This is a genomic window from Massilia sp. Se16.2.3 (genome assembly GCF_014171595.1).
Classification (GTDB): Bacteria; Pseudomonadota; Gammaproteobacteria; order Burkholderiales; family Burkholderiaceae_D; genus Telluria.
On sequence record NZ_CP050451.1, the window covers coordinates 648435 to 663294 of the forward strand.

At 64.7% G+C, this 14860-nt stretch carries 12 protein-coding genes and 1 pseudogene; 7 read left to right on the plus strand and 6 right to left on the minus strand.

The window, feature by feature from the left end; genetic code table 11:
* Positions 1 to 71: 71 nt before the first annotated feature.
* The gene (locus tag G4G31_RS03080) at positions 72 to 1094 is read right to left on the minus strand and encodes a LacI family DNA-binding transcriptional regulator (RefSeq protein ID WP_182990247.1); all 1023 of its coding nucleotides are present in this window, start codon (positions 1092 to 1094) and stop codon (positions 72 to 74) included.
* A 261-nt stretch (positions 1095 to 1355) separates the two neighbouring features.
* Here G4G31_RS03080 and G4G31_RS03085 point away from each other — a divergent pair, with 261 nt between their 5' ends.
* The 7 genes from G4G31_RS03085 (at position 1356) to G4G31_RS03110 (ending at position 10345) form a co-directional block, all read left to right on the plus strand.
* A complete protein-coding gene (locus tag G4G31_RS03085) occupies positions 1356 to 3803 on the plus strand; it encodes a TonB-dependent siderophore receptor (protein WP_182990248.1) in 2448 nt (815 codons plus the stop codon).
* 133 nt (positions 3804 to 3936) lie between these two features.
* Entirely contained in the window at positions 3937 to 4248 is a 312-nt protein-coding gene (locus G4G31_RS03090) for a hypothetical protein (protein WP_182990249.1), read from the plus strand.
* Between the two features lie 374 nt (positions 4249 to 4622).
* On the plus strand, positions 4623 to 6716 hold the full coding sequence (prsT, locus tag G4G31_RS03095; protein WP_229425309.1) for an XrtA/PEP-CTERM system TPR-repeat protein PrsT: 2094 nt from the start codon (positions 4623 to 4625) through the stop codon (positions 6714 to 6716).
* Complete coding sequence (locus G4G31_RS25030) at positions 6659 to 7396, plus strand: tetratricopeptide repeat protein (RefSeq protein ID WP_229425310.1); 738 nt, start codon at positions 6659 to 6661, stop codon at positions 7394 to 7396. The genes prsT and G4G31_RS25030 overlap by 58 nt, the downstream gene beginning before the upstream one ends.
* 127 nt (positions 7397 to 7523) lie before the next feature.
* Complete coding sequence (locus tag G4G31_RS03100; protein ID WP_229425311.1) at positions 7524 to 8297, plus strand: N-acetyltransferase; 774 nt, start codon at positions 7524 to 7526, stop codon at positions 8295 to 8297.
* Positions 8298 to 8366: 69 nt separating this feature from the next.
* Positions 8367 to 9275, plus strand: a complete 909-nt coding sequence (locus G4G31_RS03105; RefSeq protein ID WP_182990250.1) for a ThiF family adenylyltransferase — start codon at positions 8367 to 8369, stop codon at positions 9273 to 9275.
* The gene (locus G4G31_RS03110; protein ID WP_229425312.1) at positions 9275 to 10345 is read left to right on the plus strand and encodes a molybdopterin biosynthesis protein MoeY; all 1071 of its coding nucleotides are present in this window, start codon (positions 9275 to 9277) and stop codon (positions 10343 to 10345) included. Before G4G31_RS03105 ends, G4G31_RS03110 begins: the two co-directional genes overlap by 1 nt.
* A gap of 176 nt (positions 10346 to 10521) precedes the next feature.
* On the opposite strand, the gene pepA is transcribed toward G4G31_RS03110, so the two are convergent.
* The 5 genes and pseudogenes from pepA to G4G31_RS03135 all read right to left on the minus strand — a co-directional run bounded on the left by pepA (position 10522) and on the right by G4G31_RS03135 (position 14848).
* Positions 10522 to 11409, minus strand: coding sequence for a flocculation-associated PEP-CTERM protein PepA (pepA, locus tag G4G31_RS03115; RefSeq protein WP_308602571.1), 888 nt, complete (start codon positions 11407 to 11409; stop codon positions 10522 to 10524).
* 224 nt (positions 11410 to 11633) lie between these two features.
* Positions 11634 to 12458 carry a GAF domain-containing protein gene (locus G4G31_RS03120; RefSeq protein WP_182990253.1) on the minus strand — a complete coding sequence of 275 codons (825 nt, stop codon included), beginning with the start codon at positions 12456 to 12458 and terminating at the stop codon, positions 11634 to 11636.
* 113 nt (positions 12459 to 12571) lie between these two features.
* Positions 12572 to 13717, minus strand: a pseudogene (locus G4G31_RS03125) (nucleotidyltransferase family protein).
* A complete protein-coding gene (locus G4G31_RS03130) occupies positions 13659 to 14591 on the minus strand; it encodes an HprK-related kinase A (RefSeq protein ID WP_229425313.1) in 933 nt (310 codons plus the stop codon). Before G4G31_RS03130 ends, G4G31_RS03125 begins: the two are co-directional and overlap by 59 nt.
* Complete coding sequence (locus G4G31_RS03135; protein ID WP_182990254.1) at positions 14585 to 14848, minus strand: HPr-rel-A system PqqD family peptide chaperone; 264 nt, start codon at positions 14846 to 14848, stop codon at positions 14585 to 14587. Before G4G31_RS03135 ends, G4G31_RS03130 begins: the two co-directional genes overlap by 7 nt.
* Positions 14849 to 14860 lie beyond the last annotated feature (12 nt).

The following is a 14860-nucleotide window of genomic DNA, read 5'->3' on the forward strand; positions in this document are numbered from 1 at the left end:
TTGGGCGAGCCAGGCCAGCGGCGGGCGGCGCACGCCTGCCGGTTGCTGTCTCGGGTTGAATCAGGGTGAAATCAGGTCTGGCGCACGATCAGCCTCGTCGGCAGTACTTCGGAGGCAACCGGCTCCTCGTTGAGCAGCGCCAGCATCTTGCGGCCCAACAGCACACCGCCGTCGCGCAGGTCCTGGTGCACGCTGGTAAGCGGCGGGACGAAACTGGCGGCGCCGGGGGTATCGTCGTAGCCGATGACCGACACTTCGTCCGGAACCCGCAAACCGTGTTCGGCCAGGGCGCGGATTGCGCCCATGGCCAGCAAATCGCTGGCGGCGAACACGCCGTCGACGGCGCCGCTGCCCTTCTTCTTCAGCAGGCTCACCATGCTGTCGAATCCGGCTTCGAACGTGAAGGCCTTGGGACGGATGATATGGACGGTGCCGTGGCCCTGCATGGCCTCGATGAAGCCGGCGCAGCGCGCCTGCACTTCGGCGTGGTCGACGTCGCCCAGGAACACCAGCTTGCGGCGGCGCTGCTCGCGAAAGCGCGCGGCGGCACTGGCGCCACCGGCGTGGTTGTCGCTGCCGACCACCACGTACGAGTCGCTCGCCTCCGGCGCGCCCCACACCACCAGCGGCAAGCCGGCCTTTTGCAGGACTTTGACGGCCTCGCCATGCGAACCCTGGCCGAGCAGGATCATGCCGTCGGCACCGCGCACGGGTGCACTGTCGAGCAGTTGGCGCGAGGTCAGCACGACCGTGTAGCCGGCCGTCGTCAGTTCCTCGGTGATGCCGCCCAGTAGCGCCAGCGGATACGGATCCGACATCGGCCGCCCCTTCACGGGCGTCATCTCCACCACCACCGCTACCGAATTGCTGCGGCCCATGCGCAGGTTGCGCGCACTGATATTCAGGCGGTAGCCCTGCTCTTCGGCAATGCGGCGCACCTTCTCACGGGTCTTGTCGGTGACGAGCGGGCTGTTGCGCAGCGCGCGCGACACCGTGATCGTGGACACGCCCGCCAGGGCGGCCAGGTCTTCCATCGTGGTGCCGGCTTCGCTCTTGCGTGCCGCGGTCGTCGCGCTTGTCTTGTTGGTCGCCATGCGTGCTCAGTGAGAAAAACAGCTCTGCGGCAAATTATGACAGATTTAATCCGTGATGGAAGCCTAAATGACATCGATAACAATTTTATTGACATCGATGTCACTCCTTGATTCAATGACACATATTGTCAGGAGTCCTGCAGCCGACGGGGCCCGCCAATGCCACGCCACACCACTGTGACAATAGCGCGTTCAACGGCCGATCGCTCGGCCCGGATGTCCAGGAGACGGATTTTGAACCATAAAAAAGAGAGCAATCACATGACCCAATCCAAGCAGTTCATGCTGTCCGCCACCGCCCTGGCCGTGCTGGCCCTCGTCGGCCAGGCCCGGGCCCAGACCACTGATCAAACGGCCGCACAGGACGCGCCAAGCGCTGCCGTGACCAGGGAAATCCAGCAAGTGGTCGTCACCGGCACGGCATCGGCCAGCGGCACGCGCAAGATCGACACCGCCTTTTCGATCACCACCGCCAATGAAGAGCAGCTGAAATCGGCTTCGCCGAGCAGCACCGCCGATGTCCTCAAGCTGGTGCCGGGCGTCTACGCCGAGGCGACCGGCGGCCAGTCGGGTGCCAATGTCGAGGTGCGCGGCTTCCCTTCGGGCAGCGATTCGCCCTTCGTCTCCGTCCAGCTGAACGGCAATCCGATTTACCCGGTGCCGGTGCTGTCCTTCTTCGAAGGCACCTCGGCCTTCCGCCTGGACGACACCATCGAGCGCGTCGAAGTGCTGCGCGGCGGCCCGAGCACGATCTATTCCGTCGGCCAGCCGGGCGCGACGATGAACTTCATCCTGAAAAAAGGCGACGACGTTGCCGAGCGCAGCATTCGCCTGACCACCGGCACCGGGCGGCTGCGTCGCGGCGACCTGTTCGTGGGCGGCAAGATCGCCGACGGCTGGTACGGCAGCTTCGGCGGCTTTTATCGCAAGACGCAGGGTGTGCGTGATCCGCAGTTTGCCGCCGACGACGGCGGCCAGCTGACCGGTACCCTCACCCGCAAGCTCGAGGGCGGAGAGTTGACCTTCTACGTGCGCGCCACCGACGACAAGAACGCCTTCTATACCGGCGTGCCGCTCATTTCCAGCAACGAAGGCCGTTCCATCAGCGCCTTCCCGGGCTTCGATCCGCTCACCGGCACCCTGATGAGCAACGAAATGCGCCACTTCACGATCGACGCCGCGCCGGGCAAGACGCTCGAGCGCGACCTGGCCGAGGGCCGTGGCATGAAGGCGGCCGTCTGGGGCGCCAACTACGAACAGCGGATCGCCGGCTGGGACGTGTCGAACAAGGCAAATTATTTCAGCGGCGACCTGAACACGATTTCGATGTTCACCGGTAACAACCCGCTCAGCGCTGGCGCCTACCTGGCTGCCGCCAACGCCACCCATAACCCGGGCGCACCTGCCACTTCCGGCAGCATGACCTATGTCAACGGTGGCGCAGCGGTCGATCCGAACCAGCAAATCGTGCAGGCCGGCCTGTGGTCGGTGGAAAAGAAGCTGAGCTCGTTCACGAACGAACTGCGCGTCAGCCGCGAACTGTTCCCGGGCCATACCGTCACCGCCGGCGGCTACTACGCCAACTACAAGTCGGACGATGAGTGGTACCTGGGCAATAGCCACCTGATGACGGCGACACCAAACGCACGCCTCATCGACGTCAGCCTGAGCAACGGGACGATCGTGTCGCGCGGCGGCAAGGAGGGCAATGTGTTCTACGCGCCGGTTGCTCACTATAAAGGCAACAACCTGGCCCTGTTCCTGGCCGACGAGTGGAAGATCAGCGACCGCCTGCGCGTGGACGCCGGCCTGCGCCGCGAACGCCAGAGCCTGGAAGGATCGGTCTCGAACCTGACGTCCGGCGACACCGACAACAATCCGCTGACCGTCTACAACAACGGCACCTCGATGGCGACCGGCAACTACACCCGGCTGGAGCGCGACGACAGCGTCAATTCCTTCACGGTCGGCGGCCTGTATAAGCTGACCAAGGATGCCAGTGTGTTCGTGCGCGCCAATACCGGCCACACTTTCATCTACTTCGACGACATGCGCAACGCCGGCACCCAGGCCGCGCTGAACGACCGCAACGGCGTGCCGAATCCGAAGGTCACGCAATACGAAGTCGGCTTCAAGACCGCCAATTCGCTCTACAGCGCCTACATCAACGCCTTCTATACCGACTTTACCGGCATCTCGTTCCAGCAGATCACGACCGATGCCGTGCTCAATTCGGTGAGCGGCTCGCGCGGCCACGGTGTCGAGTTCGAACTGGCGCTGCGTCCGGTCAAGAACCTGCAGCTGACCCTGACCGGCGACTACCAGAAATCGACGTACCGCGACAATCCGGCCATCAGCGGCAACGAAGTCCAGCGCCAGCCGAACCTGCAGTTCCGCTTCACGCCGAGCTACCGCATTCCGTTCGGCGAGAACGCCGTCAAGCTGTACGGCACCTACACCCATGTTGGCGACCGCTGGGCCGACCAGGCCAACCTGTCCTACCTGCCCTCCTACCAGACCGTCGACATCGGCGCCCTGGCCACGTTCGGCGACAAGTGGGAACTGCGCCTGTCGGCCACCAACCTCACCAACGAACTGGGCCTCACCGAAGGCAATTCGCGCCTGACCGGCGCCCAGAGCAGCGGCCCGATCAACGCCCGTCCGATCTTCGGCCGCGCAGTGGAAGCCTCGCTGTTGTACCGCTTTTGATTTGTAAGCTGCAGAGCTGTACGTTTGGGAGCGGCTTGCCGCTCCCTTTTTTTGTTCCGTCGCGCCGCACGGCAGCGCGCCGTCCTCTCCCGCGCCTGGCCTACAATGGATCCGACCCATCATGGAGCCCTGCATGCCGATCAAGCCGGAACACCTTGCCGCACTGATGCACGAAGTCGAACAGGAAGACCCGATCGATTTCGCCGACCTGCCCTTTGCCGAGGAGGATATGCGCCAGCTGGTCGCCAGCCACCTGTGCGAGATGGCCGCTTCGATGGAAAACTTCAGCACCGAGGACCGCTTGATGACCCTGCTGGCCGTCTCGGCCAAGCTGGTGCTGGAAAACCTGGTGCTGCACGTGCAGCTGCTGCGCCGCCACGGCTTGCCGGTCGGCGACAACGTCGAAGCCTTGCTGAGCCGCTTGCGCAAGGGTAAGGACGAGTAGTTTCAACGTTCACCATCACGCCTGGCCAGGGCGGCGCCAGGCAGGCTCCACGGGTGAGCACCTGCAGGTTGCCGCACGGTATGAGGGCGCGCGCCGTATCGCTTGCCCGCTGGCCGAAACGGGTCTATCCTCCATCGCAGCTCTTTTGCTCAGGCCGCTTTAACAGCCGCTGGATCCCCATGCGGCCTGGCCGGGCGGGCCCTACGGGGCGTCGTGGCCTGCTCCAGCGTTGTCATTCCGTAAAGAAATAGCACGCCTGCAACAGTGCGCGATTGTGTGAGAACCAACCCATTCCATGAGGTATTATTGTTAGTGAGGAAACTCGTCGACCGGCTACCGGACGGCGTCTGCACTGCGTAAAACCTGAGGAACCCATGTCCCGTATTACCTCCAAGATGAAACTCACCACCGCCGTGGTGTCCGGCGCCCTGCTGCTGTCCGGCTTGGCCGGCTGCAACCGCGACCAGTCGACCGCCAGCCTGCTGGCCGAGGCCAAGCAATACCAACAGAAGGGCGACCGCAAGGCCGCACTGATCCAGCTGAAGAACGCCGTGGCGAAGAGCCCGCAGGATGGCGAGGCGCGCATGGCGCTGGGCACGCTGTATCTGGAAACCGGCGACAGCGTCTCGGCCGACAAGGAGCTGCGCAAGGCGGCCAGCCTCGGCATTCCTGCCGAGCGCACGCTGCCGCTGCTGGCGCAGGCCATGCAGGGACAGGGCAAGTTCAAGGAAATCCTTGCTGAAATCAAACCAGAGATGGCGGCGAAATCGGCGCCCCTGACGGCGCTGCGCGGCGATGCCATGCTCGCCACCAACGATCTCGACGGCGCCAAGGCGGCCTACGAGGCGGCGCTGGCGCTGCAGCCGAACAGCGGCGCCGCCTTCACCGGCCTGGCGCGCCACGCGCTGCTCAAGCGCGACGTGACCGCCGCCGAGCGCTACACCGCCGAGGCGGTGGAAAAAGACCCGAAGAATGCGGACGCCTGGATGTTCCGTGGCGGCATGCTGCGCGGCATGAACAAGCCGGACGAGGCCCTGGCTTCGTTCGACAAGGCGCTGGCACTGCGTCCGTATGACCAGAACGCCAACCTGGAAAAGGCGTATATCCGCATCAACCAAGGCAAGTACGACCTGGCCACGACCGAGATCGAGGCCGCGCGCAAGATCGCGCCGAACGGCCTGCTCGTGACCTATGCCCAGGCCCTCCTCGACTACACGCAGGGCAAGAACGCGGCCGCGCGCGAATCCGTGCAAAAAGTCCTGAAGGTCGCGCCGGAGCACCTGCCGAGCATCCTGCTGGCCGGTGCCATCGAGCTGAACCTGGACTCGGCCCAGCAGGCCCAGTCGCACCTGCGCAAATACCTGGAAGCCGATCCGGGCAACCTGCACGCACGCAAGCTGCTGGCCCAGGCGCTGCTCAAGGGTTCGCAGCCGAACGACGCCGTCGCCACGCTGGCGCCGGCCCTGAACGACAGCAAGGATCCGCAGCTGCTGGCGCTGGCCGGCGAGTCCTACATGCAGGCGCACGATTACAACAAGGCCACCACCTATTTCGAAAAGGCTGCCCAGCTGGCGCCGGAGGCGGCCGTGGTGCGCACCTCGCTCGGCCTGTCGCGCCTGAACCAGGGCGACACCGCCAAGGCCATCGGCGAACTCGAGCGCGCGACCGAACTCGATCCGAAATCGGACCGCGCCCTCACGGCGCTGGTCCAGGCCGAACTCGGCCTGAAGCACTACGACAAGGCCCTGGCCGCGGTCGGCAAGCTGGAAAAAATCAAGCCGGAAGACCCGCAGACCTACAACCTGAAGGCCACCGTCCTGCTGAGCAAGGGCGATGTGCCGGCCGCGCGTGCCGCATTCGAAAAGGCACTGCAGGTGAAACCGATATTCTTCCCGGCGACCGCCAACCTGGCCAAGCTGGACATGATGGAGAAGAAGCCGGAAGCGGCGCGCAAGCGTTTCGAAAGCCTGCTCGAGAAGGACAAGAAGAACTTCGGCGCGATGTCGGCGCTGGCCGAACTGGCTGCGCTGGACAACCGTCCCAACGACGCCACGACCTGGCTCGAGAAGGCCCAGGCCGAGAACCCGGACGCGATCCCGCCGGTGCTGAAGCTCGGTAGCCATTACCTGGCCACCAAGCAGGAAAAGAAGGCGCTGACGCTGGCGCGCAAATTCCAGGCATCGAACCCGGGCAATGCCGAACTGCTCGACCTGCTCGGCAAGGCCCAGCTGGCCACCGACGACGGCCTGGGCGCCCTCGATACCTACAGCAAGCTGGTCAACGTGGTGCCGAAGTCGGCACTGGCGCAGATGCGCCTGGCCGAGGCCCATGAGAAGCTGAAGAACGATGCCGCCGCCGCCGAAGCGCTCAAGCGCGCCGTCGCACTGCAGCCGGACTGGTGCAGGCACGCGTGGCCCAGATCGGCGTGGCCACGCGCCGCGGCCGCACCGACGAGGCGCTGGCAATGACGCGCGAGGTGCAGCAGCAGAATCCGAAGTCGCCCATCGGCTTCCTGCTCGAGGCCGACCTGTATCGCGCACAGAAGAAGCCCGAGCTGGCATTGGCCGCCTACGACAAGGCCCTGGGCGTGACCAAATCGGGCACGATCCTGATCCGCAGCGCCGAACTGCTGCGCCAGATGGGCAAGAACAAGGAAGCGGAGGCGCGCGTACTGCAGTTTGCCAAGGCCAATCCGGACGACGTCCCGGTCCATATGTACCTGGCCGAGTCTTACCTGGCGGCCAAGGAATACAAGCCGGCCGCGAGCGTGCTCGAGGAGATGGTCAAGCGCAACCCGAACAATGGTGCGGCGCTCAACAACCTGGCCTGGGCCTACCAGCAGTTGAAGGATCCACGCGCGCTGGCCACCGCCGAGCAGGCCTACAAGGTCGCGCCGACGAATGCGGCCGTCCTCGATACACTGGGCTGGATGCTGGTCGAACAGGGGAATACGGAGCGTGGTTTGCCGCTGCTGCAAAAAGCATTGGCCGGTGCATCGGCGTCCCCGGAAATCCGCTATCACGTGGCGCTTGGTTTGCATAAATCGGGCGACAAGAAGGGGGCGCGCAAGGAGCTTGAAACCCTGCTCGCCCAGAACCGTCCATTCCCCCAGTTGGAGGAAGCCCGTTCGTTGCTAAAAACCCTGTAACGGTCTACTATTTGACAAACTAGGATGAATCCGGACCGCGCTTTTCCTGTCCCGGGCAAAAGCGCGGCATAGCGTCACAAGGTGCCACCAGTGCAGCGGCGGTGCCGCTAAACCGAGGTGTTCTGCGATGACGAATCCCGACGACGTGCAGGGACGTGAAGACCGTTCCGACGAATTCCTATCGAACGCTCATGTTTCGGAAGATCGCGATAATATAGCGAGCTCAGAATTAGAGGATGTTATCGTGAACCAAGATTCATATGGAATCCGGCTTACCGATACGGCGAAAGGACGTAATTCGGCCAGCATGCTGGTCAATAAAATGTATGCCTGGCGCGGCTATGCCGGCTCGCATCAGTTCAGCGACGATCCCAATCGCATTACCCTGACCGCCACCGACAAGGGCGACGTGGTAGGCACCCTGACGCTCGGTATCGATTCCCCCATCGGCCTGATGGCTGACCAGATCTTCAAGGAAGAACTCGACGCGCACCGTGCGCGCGGTGCCAAGCTGTGTGAATTCACCAAGCTGGCGTTCGACCCCACGGTCCGCTCGAAAACCTCGCTGGCCAACCTGTTTCACCTGGCCGTAATTTACGCGCGCGATATCCACGATTGCACCGATATCGTCATCGAAGTCAATCCCCGCCATCGCCGCTTCTACGAGCATATGCTCGGATTCAAGCGCGAAGGCGATTTGAAAGACAATCCGCGCGTGAATGCGCCGGCCTATCTGCTGCGTATCGAGCTGTCGTATGTCACCGAGCAGATTCAAAAACTCGGAGGCACCTTCAGCGAAGGGATGGCCGAACGTTCGTTTTATCCGTATTTTTTCTCCCCGCGCGAAGAGCAAGGTATCATCAACCGCCTGCGCCGCATCGACGAACAGCAAGTCGCATAAATCCGCCCGACGCCGGCGCCTGGCGTGCCGGCGGCCCTCCTTTTTCACGGCTTCCCCGCTTTTGATCAAATGACCACTCCTTTTCGCTACGAGCAGGCTTTTTCTCGCAATATTGGCTGGGTAACCCGAGACGAGCAGGCGCTGTTGCGAAACAAGCGGGTCGCCATTGCCGGCGGCGGCGGTGTCGGCGGCGTGCACGCGCTCACGCTGGCACGCCTGGGCATCACGAAATTCCGGATCGCCGACTTCGATACCTTCGACGTTCCCAACTTCAACCGCCAGGTCGGCGCCATGGTGTCGACCCTGGACCAGCCGAAGGTCGAGGTCATCCGCCGCATGCTGCTCGACATCAACCCCGAGTGCGAGGTCGAGGTGTTTGCCGAGGGCATCAACGACGGCAACCTGGAAAGCTTCCTGAAGGGCGCCGACATGTACGTCGACGCGCTCGACTTCTTCGCCTTCGACATCCGCCAGAAGACCTTCGCCCTGTGCGCGCGGCTCGGCATCCCGGCCAGCACCGTGGCGCCGCTGGGCATGGGCGCAGCCCTGCTCAACTTCCTGCCAGGGCAGATGACGTTCGAGGAATATTTCCAGTGGGGCGATCTGCCGGAAACGGACAAGGCCGTGCATTTTGTCGTCGGCCTGGCGCCGGCCGGGCTGCACCGCCCGTATCTGGTGGTACCGGAAGCGGTCAATTTTGCCGAGCGGCGCGGCCCGTCGACCATCATGGCTTGCCAGTTGTGCGCCGGCGTGATGGGCACCGAAGCGCTGAAAATCCTGCTGGGCCGCGGCCGCGTGCTGGCCGCGCCCTGGGGCATCCAGTTCGACGCCTACCGTAACAAACTGGTACGCACCTGGCGGCCGGGCGGCAACAGGAATCCCCTGCACCGCCTGATGATCAGGATCGGCAAGAAGCAACTGGCCAAGGACCTGGCCGCGGCACGGGCACAGGCAGGCACACAACCGGGAGCAGCATGATGAGCGGACCGAACATCGCCGAACAGATCCTCGAGCTGGCGCGCTGGGCGCCCAGCGGCGACAACATGCAGACCTGGCGCTTCGAAATCGCCGCGCCCGAGCACATCGTCGTGCATGCCTATGACACGCGCGACCATTGCGTCTACGACCTCGACGGCCATCCGAGCCAGATCGCCTTCGGTACCCTGCTCGAGACGATCGCGGTTGCCGCCAGCGGCCACGGCCTGCGCGCCGATGTCACGCGCCGGCCGGAGGGACGCGACACCCATCCGATCTTCGACGTGCGGCTGGTGACCGACCCGTCCGTCGGGCGCAGCCCGCTGATCGACGCGATCACGCAGCGCACCGTGCAGCGCCGGCCGATGCGCACCACGCCGCTCACGGCCGAACACAAGCGCCTGCTCGAAGCCACCGTCGCACCCGGCTACGCCCTCACCTGGCTGGAAAGCCGCGACCAGAAGTGGCAAGCCGCGCGCCTGATGTTCAACAACGCCAAGCTGCGCCTGACGATGCCGGAGGCTTTCGAGACCCACCGCAGCATCATCGACTGGGAAAACCGCAAGCACAGCCCGGACAAGGTACCGGCCGGCGCGCTCGGGGTCGACGCCATGACCCTGCACCTGATGAAATGGGCGATGGTCAGCTGGCGCCGCATGAATACCGTCAACACCCTGATGGGCACCTGGGCGCCGCGCCTGCAGATGGACCTGGCGCCCGGCATGGCCTGCGCCGCCCACTTCGTGCTCAAGGCAAAGCAGGCACCGAAGTCGATCGACGACTACGTCGCGGCCGGCCGCGCGCTGCAGCGCTTCTGGCTGACCATGACCACCCTCGGCCTCTACATGCAGCCGGAAATGACGCCGCTGATTTTCTCGAAATACGCGCGCGAAGGCACCCGGTTTACGGCTCGCCCCAAGCTGGAGGGCGCGGCGAAAGCCTTGCAGAAACAGACCGAAGCGCTGATCTTCAACGACGCGCTGCACCCGGTGTACATGGGACGCCTGGGCTACGGTCCCGCGCCCGACGCGCGCTCGGTACGGCGCCCGCTGGCGGAGCTGATGAAACGCTGAGCAGGTAGCACGGGCGACCAGGCGCGCACATCAAAAAAGCGGCGGTGACCCGATGGGCACCGCCGCTTTTCATTGTCCCCGCTGCCTGGCGCCATCGGCGCTTGCGACAATGAAAGGACAAAAGAAAAAGAGCGGGCAAGCCCGCTCTTTCTCATGCAGTCATGCAGTCAGAAGACTTAGGCCTTCTTTGCGCGCTTGCGGCTGACGACGCCAGCGCCCAGCATGGCGATGCCGAACAGGGCCAGCGAGCCTGGTTCTGGAACTTCAGCCAGTTTGAACTGACCGTTGTTCGAGACGAAGAAGTACTGGCCAGGAGCGTTGGCGTAAGCCGAGCCGTTGCAGCCGGCGCCGGTGAAGCCAGCGTATTGGCAAGCAACTTCAGCGACCAGGTTTTCGGTGCCGCTGCTGTTCGGGTTGTTCACTGGGTTAGCGTTGGTGAACGCGAACGACATGATCGATTCCATCGACAGGTCGTCGCCGTTGCCGCGGAAGAAGTAGCCTGGAGCCAGGTCGCCGGCGTCAGCCTTGGCGAACACGCTCACTTGACCGTTGGCGATTGGGCTGCCGCTTGCATCGACCTGGCCGCCGCCGCCAGCCAGCACGTCGAACGAAGCGATCAGGTTGCCCAGGTTCGCGCCGTAGAAGCCCTCGGTGCCGCCGTACTGGTTGTTGGTTGGGTTCTGGTACATGCGGATGGTGCCGCCGGTGAACGAGAACGAACCGTTGGTCGAGCCGCTGCCCAGGGTGCCGGTACCGAAGCCTTCGAAGGTTGCGGTGATGTTGCCGCCTGGGAAGTTCACTGGGAACAGTTTACCGTTGCTGTCAGCCTGGACGATGTTGAACACAGCGTGCTCGACGAACGAGAAGCTGTTGCCGCCGGTCGGGGTCAGCTGAATGAACGACTGGCCGTTGATGTCCAGGTATTCGCCGATTTCCTGGCCATTTTCGAAGCCGCCGCCGTTCGGGTTGAAGACCCAATCGTTCAGCACGACTTCTGCGTTAGCGGCACCAGCGAAAGACATTGCAACAGCAGCGGCGCAAGCCATTTTCTTCAGAAATTTCATAATTTTCAATCCTCGATTAAGTTGATCGGTTGGGCAAACACACTCAACATATAGCAAGCGCCGTGCCAGCTCATCAGGACTCTTTAAAATCAACCACTTAGCATAAGCATTTAGAGCAATATCAACAACAATGTAAAAACTTTCGACATAACATTTCTCAATTGAAACGATAATTGGAATTTCAAATTTTCTTAATGCAAGTTATTTCCGGGTGGCACGCCCATTTACTTTTCTTGGTGCAATTTGTTATTCAATTGCCCGATTAACTCGCTCGCTGCGCGTACGATTTGCGGCACGTCGAAGCCGGCACGGGTGAGTTCGCGGTAGAACGAGCGCGCCAGGATCCGGGCCGCCTCTTCGGGATTCCGGTACACGGTGCGCGCCGCACCCTCGGCCTCGGCTTCACGCGCCAGGGCCAGCTGGGCGAAACGCGAGTCGAGCAGGCGCTGCAACTGGGATACCTGGATGGTCTTGCCGATGAACTGGCAGATCACCTCCAGCAGCAGCAGGTCGGCCTGGCGGAAGGACATGCCGGACACATTCACGACGCCGACGATACGGCCATCGATCGGAATCGGTCCCGACATCAGGCTGCGCCCCGGTGCCAGCGGCCGCCGCGCCAGCAGGGCGTAGGGGGAACTGCCGATGTCTTCCACCAGCAGCGCGCGCCCGCTGGCGAGCACCTGGCCGCAAATGCCCTCGCCGCGGCCGATGCTCGATGCGAACACCGCATCCGGAACCGCTTCCGGCGCATCCTTTCCCTGCGCGAGGTTGGCACGCGCATGGACGCGCAGGCGCGGTGCCTCGCCGCTGCCACTACTGAGCAGCATGATCGAGCAGCTGTCGGCACCGAGCATGCGGGCGGTCTGGGTCGCCTGGCCGTCAAGATTGTCTTCGAGGCTGCCGCTGGAAAGAAACTGCTGCAGGTCGTGCAGGCGCACCAAACCCTGGTCGGCTGCTGCTTCGGCCGGGACTGCGGCCGGTGCCGCCGCTGTTTGGTCCTGCGGCCTGGCTGGTGCTTCCCGCTCTGCTTCCCGTTCTGCTTCCATTCGTCACCTCGTCGGTTCGGCACGGGCCTGGCCCGTGCATTACTGAATAGACAGCGCCCGCTTCACGGAGCCGCTTTGCAGGCCCGCATTGCGGACACAGGCAGCCGCTTGCGCTAGCGCACCGGCTCGGCGCGCGGCGCCAGGAATGCTTTATGAAACAGGTGGCGCGACAGCATCCATGGCGGCATGCGCAGCCAGTTACCGCGTATATATAACAGGCCATGGGCGAGCGGATCGAGCACGCCGGCACAGCTCGGATGAAACGGACGCAGCGCACGCGCGAACAGCGCATCCATTAGCGCGCGCAAGGGCCAGGCCGGACCTGCCGCTGCCAGCGCCGCGAAGGCCTGCGCCGGCACCGGGGTGCCGAGCAGGCGCGCGCAGTAGCGCAGCGCATAGAACAGCGGCCGCGCCAGCTCGAGTTCGTGCGCACGCGCCGGTAGCGCCGCCCAGAAGCCCGCTTCCTGCGCACCGAAGTGGCACAGCAGGCGGTGCAGGTCGAACAGGTCGCGCAGGCCATGGTGGTATTCGCCTTCGAAGAACAGGTGGGTGGCGCTGTGCAGCACCATGTCGCAGGGGGGGCCAGCACATACAGGCCGTCACTTCCGGCGATGGGCCGCGCCGCCGCCGCGCAGCCGCGCCGGATCGGGGCGTTGCGCCGCCGTCTGCGGCAGGATCGCATGATGTACGTCGATCACGCTGGCACGGCGCATGTGCTGCAAGGGCGGCAGTTCGTGCATCCATTCGCGGTAGTAGCGCTGGTCGTAGGCGTCGTGGTGGGTCCCGGCCCAGCCGTGCAGCATCAGGAGACTCTCGACTTCGTCCGGGCGCTCGCGCGGCACCGGGATGTCGATGTCGGAAAACAGCCGGCCCGCCGCCGCCGGCAGGCCGGCCGCGACATAGGCGCTCCCCTTCAGGATGATCAGGGGCAAGCGGGTACCGGCCAGCGCTCGCCGCACCTGGCCGAGTTCGAAGCGCACCGCGCGCGCATGGCGTTCCCGTGCAGTGCGGTCCCAGCACAGGCGGCGCCAGGCCAGCGGCGGCAGCGCGTCGGCCATGCCATGTTCCTCGGCCAGCAGGCACAAGGTGGCCCCATGCCGGCGGCGCGCGCCTGGCGCAGCAGCAGCTCCCATCCCGGCCCGTCCAGCGCAGCCATGCGCGCGGGGGTGCGCAGCACCTCGACCAGCAAAGGGAGCGGCCTCATCGGCGCTGCGCCAGCAGGCGTTCGAACACGTCCATGGCGTCGTCGAGCGCGCCATAGCGGAAATCAACAGTGCGGGTGGCCTCGATCAGGCGCGCCACCGTCTCGAAACCGGCCCCGCCGAGCAGGCTGTAGTTGAAGGCGTTCTCGGCCAGACGCAGGTGGGCGCGTGCCTGCGCTACCGGCACCAGTTCGGCCGGGGCATCGCGCTCCCACTTCGGGAACACGATCCAGGCCGGTGCCGCCGGCTCGAGCGCGCGTGCGACGCTCGTGCCTGGCGCACGCATGTGCGCAACCGTACCCTTCACCGTATCGCGCACGGGCACCGTCAATTCGGCCGCCGGCGCCCGGGCACGGATCACGTCGATCGAGCCGTTCTTCAGGCTGACCGGGCGCGGCAAGGGGTCGATGCGGCCGTCGTCCAGGCGGACGAGCGTCAGTTCGTCCGACAGCAGGCGCCAGCCGCGCGCGACCGGGGCGGCACACAGCGTGCTCTTGCCGGAACCGGGCGGCGCCGGCAGGATCGCCGCCGCCCCCTCCTTTTCGACGACGGCGGCGTGGATGACGAGCCAGGAATGGGCCTGGCTCGAGACGCACCAGTTCATTGCCCATTCGAACATCGGGAAGGCCTGCGCCAGCGGCAGCGGCTGGAAGGGCGCCATGCCCTCGTAATGGAAGTGGACCTGGGGCCGCACCGGGCGCCGCAGGCCCTGCGAGCCGGACAGGCGCACGTCGAAATCGGCAAAGCTGTCGCCGTCGCGCACCGGGTAGTCGGCATACATGCTGGCCAGGGTATCGGCCAGGGAGGGAAGCGCACTGCGCACGCAGGTGACGAAGGGGCCGGTCTGCAGCCGCAGGCCGGGGCCGCGCAGGCGCGCGGCCAGTTCGCGGCGGCCGAGCGTGGCGACGGTGGGCAGGCCGGTGCTCAGCAAGGCAGTGCGTCGATCAGGTAGAGCGCCGCCAGGTCGGCCAGCACCTCTTCCAGCTCCGGAAGGGATGCCGGATCGGCAGCGGCAAGCGCGGCGGCGGACTGCGGCGCGTCGCGCAGCGCCTGCAACAGCGCGAGGGCCGGTTCGGCCAGCAGGTGGGTGTCGCCGGAAAGGTCGTTGAAGAGCACGCATTCGCCGTCGTGGCAGCGGTGCATCAGGCGCTGGCCGGGGGCCAGGCGCCAGGTCGGATCACTTCTCATGCGTACCAGCAA

Bases quoted from the DNA above. Each gene is read 5' to 3' on its own strand.
- G4G31_RS03080 (WP_182990247.1), bottom strand. From the start codon at position 1,094: ATGGCGACCAACAAGACAAGCGCGACGACCGCGGCACGCAAGAGCGAA.
- G4G31_RS03085 (WP_182990248.1), top strand. From the start codon at position 1,356: ATGACCCAATCCAAGCAGTTCATGCTGTCCGCCACCGCCCTGGCCGTG.
- G4G31_RS03090 (WP_182990249.1), top strand. From the start codon at position 3,937: ATGCCGATCAAGCCGGAACACCTTGCCGCACTGATGCACGAAGTCGAA.
- prsT (WP_229425309.1), top strand. From the start codon at position 4,623: ATGTCCCGTATTACCTCCAAGATGAAACTCACCACCGCCGTGGTGTCC.
- G4G31_RS03100 (WP_229425311.1), top strand. From the start codon at position 7,524: ATGACGAATCCCGACGACGTGCAGGGACGTGAAGACCGTTCCGACGAA.
- G4G31_RS03105 (WP_182990250.1), top strand. From the start codon at position 8,367: ATGACCACTCCTTTTCGCTACGAGCAGGCTTTTTCTCGCAATATTGGC.
- G4G31_RS03110 (WP_229425312.1), top strand. From the start codon at position 9,275: ATGAGCGGACCGAACATCGCCGAACAGATCCTCGAGCTGGCGCGCTGG.
- pepA (WP_308602571.1), bottom strand. From the start codon at position 11,409: ATGAAATTTCTGAAGAAAATGGCTTGCGCCGCTGCTGTTGCAATGTCT.
- G4G31_RS03120 (WP_182990253.1), bottom strand. From the start codon at position 12,458: ATGGAAGCAGAACGGGAAGCAGAGCGGGAAGCACCAGCCAGGCCGCAG.
- G4G31_RS03135 (WP_182990254.1), bottom strand. From the start codon at position 14,848: ATGAGAAGTGATCCGACCTGGCGCCTGGCCCCCGGCCAGCGCCTGATG.